General features: G+C 74.4%; 26 protein-coding genes. 16 read left to right on the top strand and 10 right to left on the bottom strand.

Annotated elements, in window-relative coordinates:
• Positions 1–165: 165 nt before the first annotated feature.
• Entirely contained in the window at positions 166–738 is a 573-nt protein-coding gene (locus ACIGG8_RS26730) for a DoxX family protein (RefSeq protein ID WP_396551349.1), read from the bottom strand.
• 211 nt (positions 739–949) lie between these two features.
• Here ACIGG8_RS26730 and ACIGG8_RS26725 point away from each other — a divergent pair, with 211 nt between their 5' ends.
• Positions 950–1,570 (top strand): TIGR03086 family metal-binding protein, encoded by a 621-nt coding sequence (locus tag ACIGG8_RS26725; protein WP_396551348.1) that lies wholly within the window; start codon positions 950–952, stop codon positions 1,568–1,570.
• 183 nt (positions 1,571–1,753) lie between these two features.
• Positions 1,754–2,206, top strand: a complete 453-nt coding sequence (locus ACIGG8_RS26720) for a hemerythrin domain-containing protein (protein ID WP_350524294.1) — start codon at positions 1,754–1,756, stop codon at positions 2,204–2,206.
• A 67-nt stretch (positions 2,207–2,273) separates the two neighbouring features.
• On the opposite strand, the gene ACIGG8_RS26715 is transcribed toward ACIGG8_RS26720, so the two are convergent.
• Both ACIGG8_RS26715 and ACIGG8_RS26710 read right to left on the bottom strand, forming a co-directional pair.
• Positions 2,274–3,059: a VOC family protein gene (locus tag ACIGG8_RS26715; RefSeq protein WP_350524295.1), complete on the bottom strand. Its 786-nt coding sequence runs from the start codon at positions 3,057–3,059 to the stop codon at positions 2,274–2,276.
• Between the two features lie 121 nt (positions 3,060–3,180).
• Positions 3,181–3,762, bottom strand: a complete 582-nt coding sequence (locus ACIGG8_RS26710; RefSeq protein ID WP_396551347.1) for a Uma2 family endonuclease — start codon at positions 3,760–3,762, stop codon at positions 3,181–3,183.
• 257 nt (positions 3,763–4,019) lie between these two features.
• Between ACIGG8_RS26710 and ACIGG8_RS26705 the strand changes: the two genes are divergently transcribed.
• The 3 genes from ACIGG8_RS26705 to ACIGG8_RS26695 all read left to right on the top strand — a co-directional run bounded on the left by ACIGG8_RS26705 (position 4,020) and on the right by ACIGG8_RS26695 (position 7,194).
• Entirely contained in the window at positions 4,020–4,700 is a 681-nt protein-coding gene (locus ACIGG8_RS26705) for a TetR/AcrR family transcriptional regulator (protein ID WP_396551346.1), read from the top strand.
• A gap of 206 nt (positions 4,701–4,906) precedes the next feature.
• Complete coding sequence (locus ACIGG8_RS26700) at positions 4,907–6,442, top strand: MFS transporter (RefSeq protein ID WP_350524297.1); 1,536 nt, start codon at positions 4,907–4,909, stop codon at positions 6,440–6,442.
• 311 nt (positions 6,443–6,753) lie between these two features.
• Complete coding sequence (locus ACIGG8_RS26695) at positions 6,754–7,194, top strand: PPOX class F420-dependent oxidoreductase (RefSeq protein WP_396551345.1); 441 nt, start codon at positions 6,754–6,756, stop codon at positions 7,192–7,194.
• Positions 7,195–7,300: 106 nt separating this feature from the next.
• On the opposite strand, the gene ACIGG8_RS26690 is transcribed toward ACIGG8_RS26695, so the two are convergent.
• Positions 7,301–7,504 carry a hypothetical protein gene (locus tag ACIGG8_RS26690; protein ID WP_350524299.1) on the bottom strand — a complete coding sequence of 68 codons (204 nt, stop codon included), beginning with the start codon at positions 7,502–7,504 and terminating at the stop codon, positions 7,301–7,303.
• Positions 7,501–7,770: a DUF1876 domain-containing protein gene (locus tag ACIGG8_RS26685; RefSeq protein ID WP_350524300.1), complete on the bottom strand. Its 270-nt coding sequence runs from the start codon at positions 7,768–7,770 to the stop codon at positions 7,501–7,503. Before ACIGG8_RS26685 ends, ACIGG8_RS26690 begins: the two co-directional genes overlap by 4 nt.
• A gap of 168 nt (positions 7,771–7,938) precedes the next feature.
• On the opposite strand from ACIGG8_RS26685, the gene ACIGG8_RS26680 reads away from it, so the two are divergent.
• The 4 genes from ACIGG8_RS26680 to ACIGG8_RS26665 all read left to right on the top strand — a co-directional run bounded on the left by ACIGG8_RS26680 (position 7,939) and on the right by ACIGG8_RS26665 (position 10,757).
• On the top strand, positions 7,939–8,781 hold the full coding sequence (locus ACIGG8_RS26680; protein WP_396551361.1) for a YndJ family protein: 843 nt from the start codon (positions 7,939–7,941) through the stop codon (positions 8,779–8,781).
• Positions 8,778–9,290 carry a DUF1990 family protein gene (locus tag ACIGG8_RS26675; RefSeq protein WP_396551344.1) on the top strand — a complete coding sequence of 171 codons (513 nt, stop codon included), beginning with the start codon at positions 8,778–8,780 and terminating at the stop codon, positions 9,288–9,290. Before ACIGG8_RS26680 ends, ACIGG8_RS26675 begins: the two co-directional genes overlap by 4 nt.
• A 133-nt stretch (positions 9,291–9,423) precedes the next feature.
• A complete protein-coding gene (locus ACIGG8_RS26670) occupies positions 9,424–10,053 on the top strand; it encodes a hypothetical protein (RefSeq protein WP_396551343.1) in 630 nt (209 codons plus the stop codon).
• Positions 10,050–10,757 (top strand): hypothetical protein, encoded by a 708-nt coding sequence (locus ACIGG8_RS26665; RefSeq protein WP_396551342.1) that lies wholly within the window; start codon positions 10,050–10,052, stop codon positions 10,755–10,757. The genes ACIGG8_RS26670 and ACIGG8_RS26665 overlap by 4 nt, the downstream gene beginning before the upstream one ends.
• Before the next feature lies 1 nt (position 10,758).
• On the opposite strand, the gene ACIGG8_RS26660 is transcribed toward ACIGG8_RS26665, so the two are convergent.
• The 3 genes from ACIGG8_RS26660 to ACIGG8_RS26650 are packed head-to-tail and all read right to left on the bottom strand — an operon-like array spanning position 10,759 to position 12,719.
• Positions 10,759–11,556: a zf-HC2 domain-containing protein gene (locus ACIGG8_RS26660; RefSeq protein WP_396551341.1), complete on the bottom strand. Its 798-nt coding sequence runs from the start codon at positions 11,554–11,556 to the stop codon at positions 10,759–10,761.
• A complete protein-coding gene (locus ACIGG8_RS26655) occupies positions 11,553–12,125 on the bottom strand; it encodes a sigma-70 family RNA polymerase sigma factor (protein ID WP_396551340.1) in 573 nt (190 codons plus the stop codon). Before ACIGG8_RS26655 ends, ACIGG8_RS26660 begins: the two co-directional genes overlap by 4 nt.
• A gap of 33 nt (positions 12,126–12,158) precedes the next feature.
• Positions 12,159–12,719, bottom strand: a complete 561-nt coding sequence (locus ACIGG8_RS26650; RefSeq protein WP_396551339.1) for a hypothetical protein — start codon at positions 12,717–12,719, stop codon at positions 12,159–12,161.
• Positions 12,720–12,916: 197 nt separating this feature from the next.
• On the opposite strand from ACIGG8_RS26650, the gene ACIGG8_RS26645 reads away from it, so the two are divergent.
• The 6 genes from ACIGG8_RS26645 (at position 12,917) to ACIGG8_RS26620 (ending at position 18,464) form a co-directional block, all read left to right on the top strand.
• Complete coding sequence (locus tag ACIGG8_RS26645) at positions 12,917–13,303, top strand: thioredoxin family protein (protein WP_396551338.1); 387 nt, start codon at positions 12,917–12,919, stop codon at positions 13,301–13,303.
• A 186-nt stretch (positions 13,304–13,489) separates the two neighbouring features.
• Positions 13,490–14,224 carry an alpha/beta fold hydrolase gene (locus ACIGG8_RS26640; protein WP_396551337.1) on the top strand — a complete coding sequence of 245 codons (735 nt, stop codon included), beginning with the start codon at positions 13,490–13,492 and terminating at the stop codon, positions 14,222–14,224.
• A 150-nt stretch (positions 14,225–14,374) separates the two neighbouring features.
• Positions 14,375–14,830 carry an OsmC family protein gene (locus tag ACIGG8_RS26635; protein WP_396551336.1) on the top strand — a complete coding sequence of 152 codons (456 nt, stop codon included), beginning with the start codon at positions 14,375–14,377 and terminating at the stop codon, positions 14,828–14,830.
• Positions 14,827–16,269, top strand: coding sequence for a dihydrolipoyl dehydrogenase family protein (locus ACIGG8_RS26630; protein ID WP_396551335.1), 1,443 nt, complete (start codon positions 14,827–14,829; stop codon positions 16,267–16,269). Before ACIGG8_RS26635 ends, ACIGG8_RS26630 begins: the two co-directional genes overlap by 4 nt.
• Positions 16,270–16,464: 195 nt before the next feature.
• The gene (locus tag ACIGG8_RS26625) at positions 16,465–17,559 is read left to right on the top strand and encodes a WD40/YVTN/BNR-like repeat-containing protein (RefSeq protein WP_396551334.1); all 1,095 of its coding nucleotides are present in this window, start codon (positions 16,465–16,467) and stop codon (positions 17,557–17,559) included.
• A gap of 149 nt (positions 17,560–17,708) precedes the next feature.
• Positions 17,709–18,464: a GNAT family N-acetyltransferase gene (locus tag ACIGG8_RS26620; protein ID WP_350524311.1), complete on the top strand. Its 756-nt coding sequence runs from the start codon at positions 17,709–17,711 to the stop codon at positions 18,462–18,464.
• Positions 18,465–18,567: 103 nt separating this feature from the next.
• Here ACIGG8_RS26620 and ACIGG8_RS26615 read toward each other — a convergent pair whose 3' ends face one another.
• The gene (locus ACIGG8_RS26615; protein WP_396551333.1) at positions 18,568–19,521 is read right to left on the bottom strand and encodes a DUF4436 family protein; all 954 of its coding nucleotides are present in this window, start codon (positions 19,519–19,521) and stop codon (positions 18,568–18,570) included.
• 155 nt (positions 19,522–19,676) lie between these two features.
• Between ACIGG8_RS26615 and ACIGG8_RS26610 the strand changes: the two genes are divergently transcribed.
• On the top strand, positions 19,677–20,723 hold the full coding sequence (locus ACIGG8_RS26610) for a LacI family DNA-binding transcriptional regulator (RefSeq protein WP_350524313.1): 1,047 nt from the start codon (positions 19,677–19,679) through the stop codon (positions 20,721–20,723).
• Positions 20,724–20,770: 47 nt separating this feature from the next.
• On the opposite strand, the gene ACIGG8_RS26605 is transcribed toward ACIGG8_RS26610, so the two are convergent.
• A complete protein-coding gene (locus ACIGG8_RS26605; protein ID WP_396551332.1) occupies positions 20,771–21,808 on the bottom strand; it encodes a sphingomyelin phosphodiesterase in 1,038 nt (345 codons plus the stop codon).
• Positions 21,809–21,889: the final 81 nt, after the last annotated feature.

Genomic DNA, 21,889 nt, shown 5'->3' with positions numbered 1-21,889 from the left:
GGGGGCGGATCCGCCGGGAACCGGTGGGGAGTGTGACATGTACCATGGCACACATCACATAACCTTGGGAACCCTGGCTGCTGTGCGCAGTTTGCGGGGGAAACGCGCGGAGACCGTGGTGACGGTTCGTCACCACGGTCTCCGGGCCGGTCGGTTGTCGGAGAGCTACTTGCGGAGCAGCAGGATCACGCCCGCCGTCGCGAGGCCGACCACCACGGCAGCCGCGCCGTACGCCAGGCGGTGCGCCCGCACCACCGGCAGGAAGCGGTCCACCGCGTAGCGGCCCGGGCCGGTCAGCGCCAGCGCGGCAGCTCCGGCCGTCAGCAGCAGTTCGTACTCGCTGCCCTTCGGGGCGAAGAAGCCGCCGCCCCAGGTGACGGCGATCGCGTTGACCATCGTGCCGACGATCGCGGCGCCCGCCAGCGGGGTCAACAGGCCCACGGCGAGGGCGAGTCCGCCCAGCGTCTCGGTGAGGCCGGCCACCACGGCCATGGTGTCACCGGCCGGGTAGCCGCTCGCGGTGAAGAACTGACCGGTGCCGTCGATCCCGCCGCCGCCGAACCAGCCGAACAGCTTCTGGCTGCCGTGCGCGGCCATGGTCAGGCCGAGGACCAGGCGCAGGAGCAGGAGTCCGGCGTCATAGGCGTGCGGGGAGGTCGTCGCGGGCCCGGAGGTGTCCGGGGTCCGACTGACGGTGGGCTTGGTGGCGGCGGTCGTGCTCGGGCTGCTGCTCGGCATGCGCGTCTCCATCGGTCGAAGGTCGGTCGTCGCCGGCCGGGGGCCGGCGTGAGCGGGATGCATTGAGGCGGCGGGCGGGAGTCGTCACCCCCAGGCCGTTGTTCAAATTTGAACCGCCGCTCCACCGACCGTACCTTGGAGTTCGAATTTGAACAACTGACGGTCCGTGGGCGACTCGCGGCCCCCGGCCGGACCGGGGCAGGGTGGAGACATGGCTCAACGCAGGCAGCACCGGCGGGCCGACGGCACCGGCACCCCGTACCCCGAGGCCCTGGCCGCCTTCGGCGAACGCGTCCGGCTGATCACCCCCGGCCAGTGGGACTCCCCCACCCCGTGCACCGACTGGTCCGTCCGGGACCTGGTCAACCACCTCGTCGGCGAGCAGCTCTGGGTGCCCGAACTGCTGATGGGCGCCACCATCGGCGAGGTCGGCGGCCGGTTCGACGGCGACGTGCTCGGCGACGACCCCCTCGCCGCCTGGACGGGCGCCGCCGAGGCCGCCCGACAGGCCTTCGACGTCCCCGGCGCCGCCGAGCTGACCGTCCACCTCTCCTTCGGGGACGTCACCGGCCGGTACTACCTGAACCAGCTCACCACCGACCTGGTCATCCACACCTGGGACCTCGCCGAAGGCACCGGGCGGCTCACCCGGCTCCCCGCCGAACTCGTCGACTTCGCGCTCGGCGAGATCACCGGCTACGGCGACCTCTCCGGCAGCGGAGTGTTCGACCCACCGCTCCCGGTGCCCGAGGACGCGAGCCCGCAGACCCGGCTGCTCGCCCTCACCGGGCGCCGGGACGGCGGAGCGGCGGTCGCCGGCGACCAGGGGTGAGCGAGCCGAGCGCACGGGGGGCGGGCGCACGGCGGTGACCGGGGCGGAAGCGGCCGGAACGGAGAGTGACGGGAACCGGGGGTGACGGGAACCCAGCGTGGCCGGGGCTCACCCGGCCCCGCGGCCCGGCGCCGGATACTGGAAGGAACGGGGGCCAGTTTCCGTGCGAAAGGCGGGCGCGCCATGAGCCGCAGGCCGGACATCCTCGGCGAGTTCACCGCCGACCACCGGGCCGTCACCGAACTGCTCGACGCGATCGAGGCCGCCCCGACGGGCAGCACCGAACGTGGCGACCTGGTGACCCGACTGACCGACCTGCTGTTCGCCCACTGCGCCGCCGAGGAGGAACACCTCTTCCCGATCGTGCAGCACGACGTGCCCGACGGCGGGGCACTGGTGTTCAGCAGCATCCACGACCACCTGGCGATCGGGCAGTACCTCTCCGACCTGCAGGCGCTCCGCCCCGCCGACCCGACCTTCGACACCCTGCTGCGCGGCCTCGCCGACACCCTGCGGCGGCACCTGCACGGCGAGGAGAAACAGCTCTTCGCCGCCGCCCGCAAGGCCCTGCCCGCCGCCTCCCGCGCCGCCCTCGGCGACCGGCTGCGCGCGGAGCGCGCGGCGCTCGGCTCCTGACTCCTCCGGCCGGCCCCCGGTCGACCCCCCGGCCGACCCCTCGATCGGGCCTTGATCCGCTCGGTGATCAGTTCTTCGGGCTGATCACCGCGAAACGCGCGCCCTCGTGGTCCTGCAGCCGGGCCACCCGCCCGTACGGGGAGTCGAAGGCCGGGCCGAGCGGCGCGCCGCCCAGCTCCACCGCCCGCTCCAGCGCCCGGTCGGTGTCCGGGACGGCGAAGGACACCTCCCAGTGCGGCGGCATCCCCGCCGGACCGCCCGCCTGCTCCTTGGCCAGCGCCGCGACGCTGTTCCCCTCGGCGCGCAGCACCACCCGGTCGTGCTCCCAGCGCACGTCGAAGCGCTCCGGATCACGGCCGTCCCAGCGGAACACCTCGCCGTAGAACAGCGCCGCCGCGAACGGATCCGGGGTGCGCAGCTCGATCCAGACCGGCGCGCCGGGCAGTTCCAGCTTCCGGGCCCGGCCCAGCGGGCCCTCCCAGATGCCGAACACCGCGCCCGCCGGGTCCGCCGCGAAGGCCACCCGCCCGGCGTCGAAGGCCAGCGGCCCGATCGCCAGGGTCGCGCCGCGCTCCCGCACCGCGTCGGCGGCCGCGTCGGCGCTCTCCGTCCCGAAGTAGCTGGTCCAGGCGAGCGGGATCGCCCCGACGCCCGCGACGCCGAGCCCGGCCACCGCCTCCCCGCCGACCACCGCGTGCACGTACGGCCCGAAGTGGTCCGGCCCGGTCTCGAACTCCCACCCGAGCAACGGCCCGTAGAACGCCTTGGCCGCCTCCAGGTCCCGGGCCATCAGGCTCACCCAGCACGGAACGGCCGCCACACAGCGCACCTTGGCGGTCTCACCGCTGCCCATCGCGAACCTCCTCGCCCACCCGGCCGCCGGGCCGCTCCCGACTCCCACGGCCCACCGGCCGCCCGGGACCTCCACAGCCTAGGACGAGGGGCGCACCACCCCCGGGAAGGCATGGCCGGGGTCAGCGCACCCAGTTCTTCAGCGGCTCGGTGTCCAGCGGGATGCCCACCGGATCGGGCAGGTCGACGGTCCTGCCGAAGGGAACGATCCGAACGCTCTCGTAACGGACGCCGTCGGGCTGACTGTGCACGGTGACCTCGGCGGAGTCCCGGTCGATCAGCAGGTAGACGGGGATGCCGGTCTCAGCGTAGGCGCGGGGCTTCTCGACACGGTCCCTACGGTCGGTGTCGGAGTCATAGGAGGTGACCTCGACGACCATCAGCACGCTTTCGGTCGTCGCCCAGTCCCCCCGCCCCACGAAGGCATCCGCGTCCGCAAGGGTCCCGTCCGGGCGCGCGAAACCGCCCCGGTAGCCCTGGACCTTGAGTCCTTGGTCATGCAGGTAGAGCTCCGGCCTGGCCTGGATGCAGATCCGAAGGAGCCACTGAACGATGCGGCCGTGGTCGCCATCCGGCACGGGCTTGACCCCCAGCTTCCCGTTGATGAACTCCGGCCGGATGCCCTCGGCAGTCCGGGCCAGATGACGGGAGAGCTCCTCGAACTCCTCGGGCAGCATCTGCGGACGGTCGGAGATCGCGGTCACAGGCCTTCCTCCTTCGCCTGGGCTCCCCCTGGAGGAACGAGCGCACCGGCAAGTGGTTACGGGCTACCTGGCTTCCGACGATAGCGCCCGTCCTGCCGGGTCGGTCGACGCGCGATCCGAGCCCGGCCGGAGCCGAAACCTCGGACATGTGACGCAGGTCACATCGGGGGCGGAAATTCCGGGGACAGATTCCCCGTTTCCGAGTACGTTGGCAAAAGCGGGGAGAACTTCCCCGGTATCCTCAAGGAGCAGTCGTCGTGACCACCGCCGCCGCTGAGTCGGTCAGTCCCGCCGGGAGCACCCGTACGCCGAAGCTGCGTGCGGATGCGAGCCGGAACCGGGAACGGATCGTGCTGGCGGCCCGGGACGCGTTCGTCGAGCACGGTGCGGATGCACCGCTGGACGAGATCGCGAAGCGGGCAGGGGTCGGCAACGCCACTCTCTACCGGAACTTTCCGGACCGGATGGCGCTGATCCAGGAGGTGGCGGTGCTCGTCAAGAACCGCATCCTGGCCCTCGCCGAGACGGCGACGGCGGAGGCGGACTCGCCTGACGGCGACGGCCCGTTCGACGCTCTGCAGCGGTTCGCGCACGCGACCGTCGCGGAGAAGGTAGGCGGTCTCTGCACCTTGTTCAGCAGCCATGTCGACCCGTTCGACCCGGAGTTGACCGAGATCCGGGAGCGCCTGCAGTCCGCCGTGGGCGGGCTGATGAAGCGCGCCCGGGCTGCGGGTGAGCTGCGGCCGGACGTCGAGCACGGCGACCTGTTCATCGCTATGAGCCAGCTGACCCGACCCCTGCCGAACACCACGTGCCGGGTGCACGACGAGTTCGTCCACCGGCACCTGCAGATCTTCCTGGACGGCCTGCGCACGCCGGTCCGTTCGACGCTGCCCGGCCGGGCGGCGACCTTCGAGGACTTCCAGCCCCGCAACTGACCGACGCACCAGACCTGATCCGACCGGAACACCTGATCCACACCTGATCCGTCCGGTGGCACCGGGCGACCCGCACTGCTGAGCGGCGCCGCCCCGGCACGCCCCCGCACGCCCGCAGAGCACCTTTCACCGTACGGCAACCTGCCGTTCCCGTACGGCAGTTGACCATGCACGCACACACCACGCACCGTGAAGCGAGTACCCCCATGTCCCAAACCGACGCCCGCCCGGCGACGCTGCCCGATCCCCGGCGCTGGAAGGCGCTGATATTCATCGGCCTCGCCCAGCTGATGGTCGTCCTCGACGCGACCATCGTGAACATCGCCCTGCCGTCCGCACAGCGGGACCTGGGCATCACCGACGGCAACCGCCAGTGGGTGATCACCGCCTACGCGCTGGCCTTCGGCGGCCTGCTGCTGTTCGGCGGCCGGATCGCGGACCTCTGGGGCCGCAAGCGGACGTTCATCGTCGGCCTCACCGGCTTCGCCCTCGCCTCCGCGCTCGGCGGCGCCGCGGCCAACACCGCGATGCTGCTCGGCGCCCGCGCCCTGCAGGGCGTGTTCGGCGCGCTGCTCGCCCCCGCCGCGCTGTCGCTGCTCGCGGTGACCTTCACCGAGGCCAAGGAGCGCGCCAAGGCGTTCGGCATCTACGGTGCGATCGCCGGTGGCGGTGGCGCCATCGGTCTGATCCTCGGCGGCCTGCTGACCGAGTACATGAACTGGCGCTGGACCTTCTTCGTCAACATCCCGTTCGCCATCGTGGCCGCCGTCGGCGCCGTGATGGTGATCCGCGAGCCCGCCGAGGGCCGCAACCGCAACAAGCTGGACGTCCCCGGCGTACTGCTGGTGACCACCGGCCTGGTCTCCCTGGTCTACGGCTTCACCCGGGCCGAGTCCTCCGGCTGGACGGCCGCCAGCACCCTCGGCCTGTTCGCCGCGGCCGCCGTGCTGCTGTTCGCCTTCGTGATGGTCGAGCTCAAGGTCAAGGCCCCGCTGCTGCCGCTGCGCGTGGTGCTGGACCGCAACCGCGGCGGGGTCTACCTGTCGCTGGGCATGGCCGTGATCGGCATGTTCGGTCTGTTCCTCTTCCTGACCTACTACCTGCAGATCGTGCTCGGCTACAGCCCGGTGCTGACCGGCGTGGCCTTCCTGCCGATGGTGGCGGGCATGATCACCGGCTCGACCCAGATCGGCGCCCGGCTGATGACCCGGGTCCCGGCGCGCTACCTGATGGCGCCCGGCTTCCTGGTCGCCTCGATCGGCATGTTCCTGCTGACCCACATCAGCCTGGACACCTCCTACCCGGCGCTGATCCTGCCCGGCCTGGTCCTGATGGGCCTCGGCATGGGCACCGCGTTCATGCCGGCCATGAGCCTCGCCACGCACGGCGTCCAGCCGCGCGACGCCGGTGTGGCCTCCGCGATGGTCAACACCTCGCAGCAGGTCGGCGGCGCCATCGGCACCGCGCTGCTGAACACCATCGCGGCCAGCGCGACCACGAGCTGGCTGGCCTCGCACGCCACCGCCGCGGCCGCCGCCTCCCCGGAGGCCGCCAAGGCGCTGCAGTTCGGCGGCATGGTGCACGGCTTCTCGACCGCGATCTGGGTGTCCTTCGGGATCCTGGTGGCCGCCGCCGCCGTCGCCTTCACCTTCATCAACGCCGGCCGTCCGGGCTCGGCGTCGGGCGCGGGCGCCGGCGCGGATCTCGCGAAGAACGACGAGGTGCCGGTGCTGGTGCACTGACGCCCAGGGGTTGCTCGGGTGCGTAAGCGGCCCGCCCGGTGTCCCACGACACCGGGCGGGCCGCTCGCCGTTTCCGGCATACGACATCCGGCGTCCGGCACACGAACAGCCCCGCCCCCTCGAACTGCCCGCCCCGGTGGACGAGAATGAAGTGGCCCACCCGGCGGGAGCGCTCACCCGCACCCGAGCGATGCCGCCCCGCGGGTTCCACGGCGAGTACGCGCACGTCCCCGAGCCCACCGTCGAGGAGTGCCGCGGGATCACCGAGGGCCACGGGCACCGACCCGCCCCGACGCCAGCGGGAGGACATCGTGCACGACCGAACCGACCGGCTCGCCGACAGCAGACACCTCCTGCTGACCACCTTCGACGAGGACGGCACCCCGATCGAGTCCCAGCTCTGGGTGGTGCCGGACGGCACCGCGCTCGGGGTCTGGACCCCCGCCCACTCGGGCGAGGCCGAACGGATCCGCCGCCACCCCCGGGTGCTGGTCGGCCCCTGCGACAGCCACGGGCGCCCGACCGGCCGGCCCGTCCCGGCCCGCGCCCGGCTCTGCGACGCCGACGCGACCGCGGGCTACCGCACCTCACTGATCAACAAGTACGGCCTGACGGCGCTCATCGTGCTGGCCCGCAGCCGGTTCCGGGTCGGGCTGGACGGAACGGTCGGGATCCGGATCACCCCGAACGAGCCGGAGCGGCGGCTGGTCGGGCCGGAGTGGCAGCCTCCGGACTCGTACTGCGTCAACTGAGGCGGCCGACGCGGGTGTCGAGCCCTGCGAATGACACCAACGAGCCGGCCGGGTCCGGGGGCTCGGGCCCGACGGCACGGGCCCGAGGATCCCGGGCCCGTGCCGCTCAGCTCCCGTCGTCCGGCGCCCGCGCCAGGTCCTCGGTCTCGCAGGCCTCCCGGCCGGTCCCGACGTGGACGACCTTGACCACCCGCTCGGGGCCGCCGGGCACGACCTGCTGCTCATGCCCGCAGCGCGGGCAGATCAGCGGGATGCGCGGGCGGGCCGGTTCGGGCGCGGCGGAGCCGCCGCCAGGACGCGGGGCGGTCACGACAGCGGGTGGGTCGGGACCGGGCTGACCTCCTGGATCTCGCCGTGGGCCTTGGTGAGCAGCTGGGAGGCGAGGTCGTTGAGGGCGCGGGCCCCCGCGACCTCCTCGCCGACCCGCAGCTGTTCCGGGTCGGAGGGGTGGCGGCTGCTGAAGCCGTGGGCGCGCAGTTCACTCCCGTCGCCGAGCCGGAGCAGGGCGGCGGCGCTGGTGCGCGGACCGTCCTCACGGAACTCCATCTCGATGTGCCAACCGACCAGAGTCTGCATGGCGGATCACCTCCATCGGTTACCCCTCCAGAGTGCGCCGCACCCACCGTTAGCACCAGGCAAGCCGGGCCGGGCCCGCGAGGGGGGCGAGTTGAACGCGTTCAAGTCGGCGGCGTAGAGTCGGCGGCGAAGCTCATTTGAACACGTTCAAGGGGGGGTGTGTCCGCCATGGGAAAGGGCACCACCGAACTGGTGGACCTCCTGGTCCTGCTCGGCATGAGCGCCGTCGTCCCGCTCGGCCTCGCCCTGATCGACGAACCCGGGCTCGCCCGGATCCGCCGGCTCTGGCCGCTGGCCGCCGTACCCGGCGCGCTCTCGCTCTGGCTGCCGCGCGGCGCCCTCGCCACCGGCCCCGCCGTCGTCTACGCGCTGGGCACCCTGGTCATCGCGCTGCACGCGCCGCTGCGGCTGGCCCGCACCCGCTCAATCGCGCCCGCCGAGATCGCGGTGCTCACCGCGCTCGCCGCGCCCTCGGTGGCGGGGGTCGCCCTCGTCGCCGAACGCTCCGGCTACCCGCTGTTCGGCTTCGAGCCGCACATCCTGGCGCTGACCGTCCCGCACTTCCACTACGCCGGGTTCACCGCCGCCCTGGTCGCCGGGCTGGTCTGCCGGGCCGTCGACCCGGCCTCCACCGCCGCCCGCTGCGCGGCGCTCAGCGTGCCGGCGGGCACCCTGCTGGTCCTGGCCGGCTACTTCCTCGGCAACTGGTGGCAGTTCGCCGGCGCCCTCGTCCTGACCACCGGGATGTGGCTGGTCGGCCTGGTCACCTGGCGCGAGCTGCGCCACCGGGCCCACCACACGGCCACCGCCCGCCTGTTCGCCGTCTCCTCGGCCGTCCTCGCGCTCACCATGGTGCTCGCCCTCTGGTGGGCACTCGGCCGGGCCGCCGGACTCCCCCACCCCACCCTGGCCTGGATGGCCGCCACCCACGGCGTCGGCAACGCGCTCGGCTTCGCCCTCTGCGCGCTCCTCGCCTGGCGCCGGCTCGACACCCCGGAGGCCCACCGATGACCGACCTCAGCTACCCCGAACAGGGCGCCAGCACCACCGGCGAACTGCCCGACGGCTACAACCACCTGCGGCACCGGGCGCGGATCGGCCACGGCCGCGCCGCGCTGGAGGTCGCCGGAGCCGCCCTGCTCGGCTGGCGGATGCACCGGCTGGCAGGCGTACGGATCGACACCGAGGCGCAGCGCGCGGCCCCGGGCGTCGCCGTCCACTGCGGGATCGGGGTCGGCCCACTGCGCGCCGGGGCCCCGAACCGGGTGCTGGCCACCGTCGACGGCCCGGACCGCTACGGCTTCACCTACGGGACGCGGCAGGGCCACCTGGCCGCCGGCGAGGAGACCTTCCTGGTCGAGACGGGGCCGGACGGGGCGGTCTGGTTCACCGTCACCGCCTTCAGCCGCCCCGTCGCCTGGTACGCCCGACTGGCCGGACCGCTGCTCCCGCTCGCCCAGCGCGCCTTCGCCCGGCACTGCGGACGGGTGCTGGCGGGGATCGCGGCGGACACGGCGTAGCGGACACGGCGTAGCGGACACGGCGTGAGCGCCGTGGCGGCAGCGGGCCGGGCGCGGGGACAAGCGTCACGACGGCAGCCGGCGCGGCGTAAATGCCGCGACCGGCGGTGCCGCCGTCCGGCATCATCGCCCGATGATGCTGATGCAGCCGGTGCTGGAGATCCGCTCCCCCGACGGCTTCGCGCTCTGGCCCACGGCCGAGCACGAGGGCTGGGGATACCTGGTGCTGAACGGGGAGTCGACGCCGGCCGAGGTGGGCACGGCGGTGTGGCGGCTGGCCGACGTCAACGACGTCGACCCCGAGGAGGACGACGAGCGCGGTCCGCGCCCGGCGGACCCGCTGGGCGCCTTCCTGCACGGGCTGCTCACGATGCCCGACCTCTTCGCGCCCGGCGGGTTCCGGGTGACCGACCCCGCCACCGGCACCGTCTTCACCCCGGGCTGCTGCACCGGCCTGGAGGACTGGCACGAGTGGACGGCCGTGGTCGAGGGCTCGGGCCCGGCCTGGTTCGGCCACGACCCGGACGCCCGGGTCGAGTGGATCGGCCGGGTCGTCCGGCTCACCCAGGACGACGAGGACGCGGACAGTCCGGTGATCGAGCTGCCGGTGGACGAGCTGCGCCGGCTGCTCGCCGGGGCCGAGCGGGACCTGCGCGACTTCCTCGCCCTAGCCGCGCGGTGGGCCGAGCGGCAGCTGCCGGACCGCGCGCCCGCCGTCACCACCGCGCTCGCCCGCGCACTCGCCCTGGAGGCCCCGGCATGACCAGTTTCCACACCCACCGGGCCCGGGTGCACGACACCTCGCTCCCGGTCCACCGGCGGCACAGCGCGCTGCGGACCTGCCTGACCTGCTTCGCCCCGTACGGCCTGCGGGCGACCTACCACCACCTCACCGTCAGCGCCCGGATGCCGCGGCGCCTGGAGACGGACCCGGACTCGCTGCTGCGCGCGGTGGACGAGCTGCACGAGGCGCGCGAGCTGTGGCGGGCCGGGGCCGAGGAGTACGCGGCGCAGCGCCGGGCGCAGAAGCGGTCCGGGCGACGGACCCGGCCGGTGCCGCCGTGGTGGGACCGCTACCGGTGGGGCTCACTGGAGGCGGCGTGGCACCACGACCCGTTCCTGCACCCCCCGTTGAGCCTGCCCGACTACGTGCGGCGGCGGAACGCCCTGCTGGACGGCGCCGAGCTGCCCGGCTGTGCGGCCTGCGGGGAAGAGGGCCCTGCGGTGCCGGTCCCGACCGGCCACGGCGAGGCCGGACTGTGCCGGTCCTGCGCCCGGGTGCTGACGCCCTGCCCGTGCGGGCGGTGGCACGGCTTCGAGCCGTCGGTGCGGTTCGGCTGGAGCCGGACGTGGCGGCGGGAGCACATGACCGACTCCGGCGAGCCGGACCCGCGGTGGCCCGGCGTCCGGGGCGCGGCCGGGACCGTGCGGCCGGCCGCGCACCACCACGTGCACCCGCCGTCCTGAGTCAGGCGCGGTGGGCGGGGACGGCGACCAGGACGGCGCCGTTGCCATGGACGCGCACCTCGAAGTGGTCGATGTCGCCCGGCTGGAGGGCCGTACCGCCGGTGGTGCGCAGCACGCCGCCGTTGCCCCCGTAGCCGCCCGCCGGGATGCGCCAGGTGTTGACCGTCTGCTGTCCGCCGGTGTGCGAGACCGCGACCAGGCTGCAGGTCAACGGGCCCTGGACACCGGAGAGTTGCATGCTGACCTGGCTGCCCCAGGTGGTGCCGTCGACGCCGACGGTGGCGTGCGCGCCGGTGGTCGGGTCGGTGGCGCTGAACTGCTCGGCCACGGCGACCACGGCGGGGGTGCTGTCCGCGGTGAGCACCGCGGCCGTGACGGCGGGGCCCGCCGCGACCATCGCCGTCGCGGCCAGGGCCAGGACCAGCCGCCGCACCCGGCCCCGCCGCCGGACGGTGCCGACCTCGGCGACCAGCCGGTCCAGGAGCTGCGGGTCCGGCTGCGGGGCGCGGCCGGCCGGGTCCGGCCCGGCGGCCGCGTACTCGGCCAGCAGCGGTTCCACGAAGCCGAGTTCGGCGACCTGCTCGGCGCACTGCGGGCAGTCGGCCAGGTGCTGCTCGAAGGCGGCGCGCTCGGCGGGTTCCAGCAGGCCGAGGACGTAGGCGCCGGCGTCGACGTGCTCCGGGCCGTCGAAGGCGCGGCCGGTCCCGCCGGGCCCGCGGTCCGGGCCGCCGGGCGTGCCGCCCCCGCCGCCGGGAACGCCGTCCGGGCTGCCGGGCACCGGGTCGGGGCGCTTGGTCACGATGTCACTCCCCGTTCCTCCAGCGCGAGCCTGAGCGAGCGCAGTGCGTAGAACACCCGCGACCGCACGGTCCCGGCCGGGATGCCGAGTTCGGCAGCCGCCTCGTTGGCCGTGCGCCCCTTCAGGTAGGTCTCGACGATGATCTCGCGGTGCGCCGGCGAGAGGTCGCCGAGCGCGTCCGCGACGGTCATCATCCGCAGGGCCCGGTCGAGCTCGTCCTCGGCGGGCAGCAGTTCCAGGGCGGCCGCGTCCACCTCGCGGGGCCTGGCCCGGGCGCTGCGGTGCTCGTCGATCACGATCCGCCGGGCGACGGTGACCAGCCAGGGCCGCAGCGAGCCCACCGCCGGGTCGAGGCGGTCGATGTTGCGCCAGGCGCGGACCAGGGTCTCCTGGACGACGTCCTCGGCCCGCTGGCGGTCGCCGGCGACCAGGTGGAGCACGAAGCCGAAGAGCGGACCGGCGTGCTCGTGGTACAGGGCGCGCATCAGCTCCTCGTCCGACGCCCCCGTGACATGGCCGGCGGTGCCGCCGCCGGGGTGCTCCTCGGTCACCACTTCATCGTTGCGCACCCGGGCCTCCCGGTCGAGGACGGTCGGCACCGGTCAGTAACCCGGAGTGCTGGGCATCGGACTGGGGGTCGCCGGGCTCGGGGCGGAGCCGGTACCGGTGCCCGCCTTGCCGCCGCTCGGGGTCACCGCGAACCAGGTGCCGCCGACGCCCTGGCCCTTGGTGTCGCCGGGCTTGGTGTCCGGCGAGTAGCGGTAGACCGGCCAGCCGTTGACGGTGACCTGCTTGGTGCCGTCGGAGCGGGTGACGGTTCCGACGAGCTTGCTGTCGATGCCCTTGACCGTGACGTCGCCGTTGGCGTGCTCCGGCGGCCAGATCACGGCGCAGCTGCCGTTGCAGTACGACTCCGGCGGGTTGTTCTCGTCCTGGTCGAAGCGGTAGAGCGTGAAGCCGGCACTGTCGGTGACGATGGTGCCCAGCTTGGGGTCGGTGGCGGTCTGCAGGGTCGCACTCGCCGGGGCGCTCTGGCTGCCCGACGTGCTCGGCGCGGCGGACTTGCTCCCGCCGGACGACCCGCAACCGGCGATCAGGGCGGCCACCGCGATGCCGGAGGCGGCCAGCACGGCGGCCCGGCGGGTGCGGGGTTTGCTGGACATGGGTGCCTCCCGCGGTCGGAAACGGACTGGACACCCTTCTGTACGTCCGGTGCCGACCGGCTGCTCAATGCCGGCGCCCGGGCGCCCGGGGAAGGCCGGACGCCCGCGGATCCGTCCACGGAATACCGTGCCGGGTGGCGCCGTTGTGGCGGGCACACGGTCTGTACCGCGGCCTCCGGAAGGGAAGGAAGCGCAAGATGAGCACGGTCGAACTGACCAAGGAGAACTTCGACGACATCGTCCCCGGCCCGGAGGGCAAGGACTTCGTCTTCATCGACTTCTGGGCCGGCTGGTGCGGTCCCTGCCGCCAGTTCGCCCCGGTGTACGAGAAGGCGGCCGAGCGCCACTCGGACCTGGTCTTCGCCAAGGTGGACACCGAGGCGCAGCAGGAGCTGGCCGCCGCGTTCGGGATCCAGTCGATCCCGACGCTGGCGATCATCCGTGAGGGCGTGCTCGTCTTCTCCCAGGCCGGTGCGCTGCCGGAGGCGGTGTTCGAGGACCTGATCGGCCAGGCCCGCGGGCTGGACATGGTCGAGGTGAAGCGCAAGGTCGCCGAGGAGCAGGCGGCCGGCGGCCAGGCCTGAGGCCGGGCCGGTCGGCGAGGGCCCGGGGAGCCGGTGTCTCCCCGGGCCCTCGCCGCACCCGCGGCCCGCCCGATCCGGCGACGCCCGTCGCGCTCCGCCACACCCGTCCCGATCCGCTCCTAGAGTCGTGTCAGCGGCCCCCACCGGGGTCTCCGCGGAGGTACCACCGACGAAGGAGTGATCGCCATGAGCACGTTCGTACTGGTCCCCGGATTCTGGCTCGGCGCCTGGGCGTGGGACGACGTGGCCGCGCCGCTGCGCGCCGCCGGGCACCGCGTCCACCCGGTCAGCCTGCCCGGGGTGGCCGAACGCGCGGTCGAGTCCGGTGGGTTCGGGCTGGAGGACCACATCGCCGACCTGGCCGACCTGCTGGTCCGCGAGGACCTGTGGGAGGTCGTGCTGGTCGCCCACAGCGGCGCCGCCGCCCCGGTGGGCGGGCTGGCCGACCGGATGCCGGAGCGGATGCGCCGGGTGGTCTACCTGGACAGCCGCCCGATGCCCGACGGCTCCTCGGTCTACGACCTCTGGCAGCCCGGGTTCCGCGAGGAGGCCGACGCCACGGTGACGGACGGCCGACTGCCGATGCCGCCCTGGGACTTCCTGTCCTCCCAGGGGGCCGGCCTGGACGGCCTGGACGAGGCCGCGCTGGCCCGGATCCGGGCACGGGCCACCCCGCACCCGGAGGGCGCGTTCCGGGACCGGCTGCGGCTGACCGGCGCCGGGGACGCACTGCCGCAGGCGATGGTGTTCTGCTCCTTCCCGCTCGCCACGGTGCGCGCGCTGATCGACTCCGGGGATCCGGGCTTCGCCGCGCTCGCCGGGCCGAACTGGGAGCTGCGCGAACTGCCCACCGGGCACTGGCCGATGTTCTCCCGCCCGGCCGACACGGCGGCGGTGCTCGCGGAACTCGCCGCGCTCTGAGACCGCCCGGCCGTCCCCCGCGCGCCCCGGTGCTGTCCCCTGCGCGCACGGATGTGTCCCGTGCGCGTCCTGGGCGTGTCCGTCCGTCGCGCGGGCGCGCCCGGCCCGGCAGGATGGGCCCCACACCGTACCCGAGCGGAGAGCGACCCCATGAGCGAGCAGCCCGGCCGTACCGAACCACCCGCCGCCGGGCCCGAGTTCCGGCGGGTCACCACCGCCCTGGTCACCGGGAGCGCCGCCGACGCGCCGTACCACGTGGACGTCAGGGCCGGCACCCACCCGCTGACCTCCGACGAGCCCACGCGGCGCGGCGGCTCGGACAGCGGGCCGGAGCCGTTCGCGCTGCTGCTCTCCTCGCTCGGCTCCTGCACCGCGATCACCCTGCGGATGTACGCCGACCGCAAGAAGTGGCCGCTGGAGACGGTCCGGGTCAGGCTCGGGTACGAGACCGACGGCAGCCGGGGCCGGATCTCCCGCCGGGTCGCCCTGACCGGCGGCCTCGACGGGGACCAGCGCGCCCGGCTGCTCGACATCTGCGACCGCACGCCGGTCACCCTCGCCCTGCGGGCCGGGGTGGCCATCGAGACGACGGAGGACCGGGCATGACCAGCACCGCCGAGGAGTACGACGTCATCGTCCTGGGGGCCGGCCCGACCGGCGAGAACGTGGCGGACCGCACCGTCGCCGCCGGTCTGCGCACGGTGGTCGTGGAGGCCGAGCTGGTCGGCGGCGAGTGCTCCTACTGGGCCTGCATGCCGAGCAAGGCGCTGCTGCGCCCGGTGGCGGCGCTGACCGAGGCCCGCGCGGTGGCCGGCTCCCGGGAGGCGGTCGGCGACGGCAGGCTGGATCCGGCCGCGGTGCTGGCCCGGCGGGACTCCTTCACCTCGCACTGGAAGGACGACGGCCAGGTGAAGTGGCTGCGGGACACCGGCATCGACCTGGTCCGCGGCCACGGCCGACTGGCCGGGGAGCGGACGGTGACGGTGGAGGCCGAGGACGGCAGCGAGCGGGTGCTCACCGCCCGGCACGCCGTCGTGGTGTGCACCGGCAGCCGTCCGGTGCTGCCCGGACACGTGCCGGGGCTGGCCGAGGCCGCGCCGTGGACCAACCGGGAGGCCACCGGCTCGTCGGCCGTCCCCGGGCGGCTGGCGGTGGTCGGCGGCGGCGTGGTCGGGGTCGAGATGGCCACCGCCTGGCGGGCGCTCGGTTCCGAGGTGGTGCTGCTGGTGCGCGGCGGGGGGCTGCTGCCGCGGATGGAGCCGTTCGCGGGCGAGCTGGTCGCCGAGGGCCTGCGCGGGGCCGGGGTGGACGTCCGCTTCGGCGTCGAGGTCGTCGCGGTGGAACGGGCGGACGGCTCCGGGCCGGTGACCCTGACGCTCAAGGACGGCGGCGAGCTGACCGTCGACGAGGTGCTGTACGCGACCGGCCGGGCCCCGCGCAGCGCCGACATCGGGATGGAGCAGGTCGGGCTGAAGCCGGGCGGCTGGCTGGAGGTGGACGACAGCTGCACGGTGCTCGGGGTGGACGGCGAGTGGCTGTACGCCGCCGGGGACGTCAACCACCGGGCGCTGCTCACCCACCAGGGCAAGTACCAGGCCCGGATCGCGGGCGCGGCGATCGCCGCCCGCGCCCAGGGGCGCCCGTTGGACACCGCACGCTGGGGCGCGCACGCCGCGTCCGCGGACCTCGCGGGCGCGCCGCAGGTGGTGTTCACCCAGCCGGAGGTCGCCGCCGTCGGCCTGACGCTGGCCGCCGCCGAGGAGGCCGGGCTGCGGGTCAAGAGCGTCGACCACGACCTCGGCGCCGTCGCCGGGGCCTCGCTGTACGGCGACGACTACCGCGGCCGGGCCCGGGTGGTCTTCGACCTGGACCGCCAGGTGCTGGTCGGCGCCTGCATGGTCGGCCCCGGGGTGGCCGAGCTGCTGCACTCGGCGACCGTCGCGGTGGTCGGCGAGGTGCCGATCGACCGGCTCTGGCACGCGGTGCCCGCGTACCCGACGATCAGTGAGGTCTGGCTGCGGCTGCTGGAGGGCTGCCGGGGGTAGCCCTCCGGGCGGACCGACGGACGACGGGTGAACGGACGGACGGGTGAACGGACCGCCGGGCGAACGGACCGCCGGGCGAACGGACGGCCTTCCGGGTGATCGGCGCGGCGAGGTGTGACCACCGGTGGACGGCGGGACACTGGCAGTCGGGGACCGTCCCGGGGGGCCGTGCTCGTGGACCAGGTGGTGTGAGGCATGACCGAGGTGCTGTTGGCCGTCGGAACCGAGAAGGGCCTCTTTCTCGGCCGCAGCCGCGACCGGCTGACGTGGGAGTTCAGCGGGCCGCACTTCCCGATGAACGCGATCTACTCCGTCTCCGTCGACCGCCGGGAGGGCCGCACCAGGATCCTGGTCGGCGCCGACAGCAGCCACTGGGGCCCGTCCGTCTGGCGCTCCGACGACCTCGGCGCGCACTGGTACGAGCCGCCGCAGCCGGCCATCCGCTTCCCGGAGTCCACCGGCGCCTCGCTCACCCGGGTCTGGCAGCTGCACCCCGCTGGAGCGGAGGCCCCCGGTGTCGTCTACGCCGGCACCGAGCCCGCCGCGCTGTTCCGCTCCACCGACGGCGGCGAGACCTTCGCCCTGGTCGAGTCGCTCTGGGAGCACCCCCAGCGGCCGCAGTGGGGCGCCGGCTACGGCGGCCAGGGCCTGCACACCGTCCTCACCGACCCGCGCGACCCGCAACGGCTGCTGGTCGCCGTCTCCAGCGGCGGCGTCTACCGCAGCAAGGACGGCGGCGACAGCTGGGAGCCCTCCAACACCGGGCTGCGCGCGGAGTTCTTCCCGCAGGAGCGCCAGTACCCCGAGTTCGGCCAGTGCGTGCACAAGATCGCCCCGGACCCGGTCCACCACGACCGGCTCTACCTGCAGAACCACGGCGGCGTCTACCGCAGCGACGACTGGGGCGACAGCTGGCGCTCGATCGTCGACGGGCTGCCCGCCGAGTTCGGCTTCGCCGTGGCCGCCCACCCGCGACGCGGCGGCACCGCGTACCTCTTCCCGCTCGGCGGCTCCGACGACCGCATCCCGCCCGGCCGCCGCTGCCGGGTCTTCCGCACCACCGACGGCGGCAACAGCTGGCGGCAGCTCGCGGCGGGCCTGCCCGGCGAGGACCACTACGGCATCGTGCTGCGCGACGCGCTGCGCACCGACGACGCCGACCCGGCCGGGATCTACTTCGGCAACCGGACCGGCGACGTGTACGGCAGCCGGGACGAGGGCGAGAGCTGGTCGCTGCTGAAGTCCCACCTGCCGGACGTGCTCTGCGTCCGCGCGGCGGTGGTGGCCTGACCCGTCCTCGGACCTGCCGCCGGACCTGCCGCCGGGTCACCGACCACCTGATCACCGGCCGCCGGAAAACCGCTTGCCCGGGCGCCGCGTTCCGACGAGCATGGGCCGCCGACGAACGATCCCGCGGGAACGCACGAAAGGGGTGGGCCGTGGCGGAGGCCGACTGGGTGGTCAGGCACGACGGCGAGGGCACTCCGGTGCTGCGCTACCAGCCGGGCGAGCGGGCGGGCCGGCCCTGGGCCGACCTGCTGGAGGTGCTGGACGGGTCGGTGGACGCGGCCGGGTACATCCGCGCCGAGCTGCCCGGGTGGGTGGTCTCCGGCAGCCCCGAACTCGGGCGGCGACTGGTCGCGGACGGTGCGACGGTGCTGCGGCACGCCCACACCTTCCGTCGGGACCTGCGCGCCGATCCCCCGCCCGCCGACTGGGCCGGGGCGCCACTGCGCGAGGGCCTGCGGGCGGCGCCCTGCGACCGGGCGCCCGAGGAACTGTTCGAGGCCTGGCGGGCCGCCTTCGGTCCCGGGCACGTCGACCACTTCCCGGGCGACGACGCGCAGGCGCTCTCCGAGCGGCTCGCCCTGCTGCTCGCCGGGAACGCCATCGGCCCGGTCCTGCCGTCCAGCGTGCTCGCCGTGGACGCGGAGGACCGCGTGGTCGCCGGGTTGGTCCTGACCGACCGCGACGGCCTGCCGTGGGTCGGCGACGTCTTCCGCCACCCCCATCGCGGCTACCGCGGCCTCGGCGCCGACCTGCTGCGCCTGACGGTCGCGGACGCCGCCGCCCGCGGCCTCGCCGACGTGCACCTGGTGGTGACCGAGGGCAACCCGGCCCGCCGCGTCTACGAGGCGCTGGGCTTCCGCCTGAAGGACACCACGCTGACGGTGATCGTGCCCGACGCCGGCTGAGCCCCCGGACCCGCCCGGCCAACGAACGGCTACGGCCACGGCCGGGCGGGTTCCGATGTCGACGGCTCCGCGGGGGCGTCACCCCGGCCCGCGCGCACCGACGTCACGGGGCGGGCCGGTGCCCGCCCTCGATCCGGGCGCCGCGCACCACGATCATGGTCAGGCCGACGGCGACGAGCAGCTCCGCCCAGAAGAAGGCCGCGTAGTCCAGCACCGAACCGATCGGCGGGCTGCCGGGCGCGGCGTTGCGCATGCCGACCAGGGCGAACAGCGTGGCCGCCATCCAGCCGAGGGCGGGCCAGACGATCCCGCGCCGCTGCCGCACGATCAGCCAGGCCGCCACCAGGACGGACAGCGCCAGCGCCCACATCGCCGCCATCATGAACCAGGCCAGGATGAAGGTGCTGCGCGAACGGCTGATCCGCTCGGTCACCGCGACGGCGCCGCCCTCGCTCTGCCGGGACTCCTGGGCGAAGGCGAAGAACGGGTCGGCCTCCTCGATCGCGATCACCACCGGGGCGGGCTGCCCGCCGATGGTGGCCCGGAAGCCGATCAGGGCGTGGTAGCGGTCGAACGGGTAGTCGGTGACCCGCCCGCCGTACAGGTCGAACGCCACCGTGCCGGTGGCGATCTGCTGGCCGGCCGGGTACCTGAGCGCGGTCTGCTCCAGCGAGGTGGTCTCCAGCAGCACGTCCTGCGCCGGGACCAGCGGGTTGCCGTTCATCTCCAGGGCGCCGTACGGCCGGACCAGGACCTTCGTGGTGAGCGTCTGCGCGGCCGCGTCGACCCGCTGGAGCAGCACGTGCACCTCCAGGTGGTCAGGTCCGGGGGCGGTGCCCACCACCTGGGTGCGGCCCCGGCTCGACCGCTCGTCGAGGTAGAACAGCAGCCCGGCGACGACGAGCAGCACGATGGCCGTCGCCACCGCGTACGCGCTCCAGGGCCTGACCTTCGGCCGGGTCGCGCCGACGGCCCGCTCCCGCGTGCGGACGCGCACGCGCGGCCGGGCGCCGGGACGGGGTGACCGGGTGGTGGCCCGGCGCTGCGGCGTGCTCATCGACCTGCTCCCACGGTCGGCGGCGGCACCGAACGCCGCCCGTCCCGCCAGCCTCGGCACCGCACCACCCGCCCCGCAAGCCCGGACGGCCGATCGGGGCCCTGCGGACACGCGGGAAACCGGCTGGTCGGAGGCGGTGTGTAGGCTCAACGGTCATGGCGAGGGTGACACGGGACGATGTGGCGCGGGCGGCGGGGACGTCCACGGCCGTGGTGAGTTATGTGATCAACGACGGGCCGCGGCCGGTGGCACCGGCGACCCGGGCACGGGTGCTCGCGGCGGTCGAGGAGCTCGGCTACCGGCCCAACAGGGTCGCCCAGGCGATGGCGCGGCGGCGGACCGACCTGCTCGGGATGGTCGTCCCGGACGCCCGCCAGCCGTTCTTCGCCGGGCTCGCGCACGCCGTCGAACAGGCCGCCGCCGACCACGGCCGGCTGCTGCTGATCGGCAACTCCGACTACGCCGACGAACGCGAGGCGCACTACATCCGCGCCTTCCTCGGGATGCAGGTGGACGGCCTGATCCTGGTCACCCAGGACCCGGCCACCCCCGGACTGACCGGCTTCGACGTGGCCGACGGCACCCCGGTCGTGCTGCTGCACCACCGCGCGGAGAGCGCCAACGGCGTCGCCGTGGTCGCGGACGACGAGGGCGGCGCCCGCGAGGTGGTCCGCCACCTGCTCGGGCACGGGCACGCCGAGGTGCACTGCTTCGGCGGCACCCTGGCGCTCAGCCCGCACGACCCGGTCACCGCGCGGACGGCCGGCTGGGCCGCCGCGCTGGAGGAGGCCGGGCTGCCCGTCGAGGGGCGGCTCGCCCCGGCGCCGTTCGACCGCGTCCGGGCGCACGCCGAGGCGCTCGCCCTGCTGGCCCGCCCCGACCGGCCGTCCGCCGTGTTCTGCGCGACGGACGACCAGGCGATCGGCCTGCTGCGGGCGGCCGACGACCTGGGGATCCGGGTGCCGGAGGACCTCGCGGTGGCCGGCTTCGACGACATCGCCGAGGCGGTGATCGCCGGGCCGGCGCTGACCACCGTCACCACCGCGCAGGACGAGATGGCCCGCGCCGCACTGGAGCTCGTCCTCGGCGGGCCCGAGAGCCGCGCCGCGGGCGCCCGGACGTTCCCGGCCCGGCTCGTGGTGCGGCGCTCGTGCGGCTGCCCGGCACCGGACCGGTCGGCCTCGGCCCGAGCCTCGGCCTGACGCCGTCCCGCCCCCGGCCGGGCGTCGGTTCAGCCGGAAGCCGGGCGTCAGTTCAGCCGGAACGTGGCCTCGACCGGGTAGTGGTCGCTGGGCGCGAGGGTGTCGAGCTGCCCCGGCGTCCAGCCCGCCTGCGGGTCGAAGTCGACCTTCACCGTCGACATCCCGGCCGGCACCGGGCGGCCCGGGGCGTTGAGGTAGCCGATGTAGTCGAGGTCGTCCCGGTAGTCCTTGGGGAACGTCTCGACGCCCGACATGTACTGGCACCAGGCGGAGACCGAGCAGTCCATGGTGGTCAGGTTCTGGCCCGGGTCGGTGGCCGGGGTGCCGAGCACGCCGTTCACCGCGTTCTGGGCGTTGGCGTAGTCGCCCCGGCCCTGCCCGTGGACGTACTCGACGTTGAGGTCGCCGCCGATCAGCACCGGGGCGCTGCTGCCGACGATCCCGTCCACCCAGGCGCGGATCTCGGCGAGCTGGCCGAGCCGGGTGGCCTGGGTGGTGTCGGTGGAGACGTCCGACTCGTCGGCCTGCAGGTGGGTGCCGACCACCCAGGCGGTGCTGCCGTTCTTGGTCACCTTGACCAGGTCCGCGCCCTTGTCGGCGTGGTAGTCCCAGGTGCCGTACGTCGAGTTGGCGAAGACGTGGGCGTACTGGGCGGCGATCGGGTACTTGGAGAGGATCATCGTGCCGCCGTTGATGACGAACCACGAGCTGGAGCAGTTGCCGCTGATCCCCGTCCAGCCGCCGCCGGAGCAGGTGCCGCCGACCACCGGGGTGCGGTACGGGTAGAGGTCGGCCAGCTTGGCGTTGATGTCGGCGGTCGAGCTGTTGTTGAACTGCTCGTCCAGGATGACCACGTCGGCGTTGTGCTGACGGACGATCTGCTCGATCACCGGGGTGCGGCGGGCGGCCTGCTCGTTCTGGGTGCTGTCGACGACGGCGGTGCCGAGGTCCACGTTGAAGGCGAAGACGGACAGCGTGGTGGGGCTCGCCGGGGCACCGGCGTTGGCGACCGGGGCGGTGCCGCCGAGCAGCAGTGCGGCGGCGGCCGCCGAGGTGAGGGCGGTGGCCGTGCGACGCGAGAGCATGGGCGTTCTCCTGGGTTCGTCTACCCTGCGGGGCCCGGTGCCGGGGTGACCGGCATCGGGGATGGCGGAGGAACGCTAGCT

Origin of the sequence: Kitasatospora sp. NPDC085464 (assembly GCF_044541955.1) — a bacterium.
Lineage (GTDB): Bacteria > Actinomycetota > Actinomycetes > Streptomycetales > Streptomycetaceae > Kitasatospora.
The sequence above is the reverse complement of the archived record's forward strand: the minus strand, read 5'-3'. Positions and strand labels throughout refer to the sequence as shown.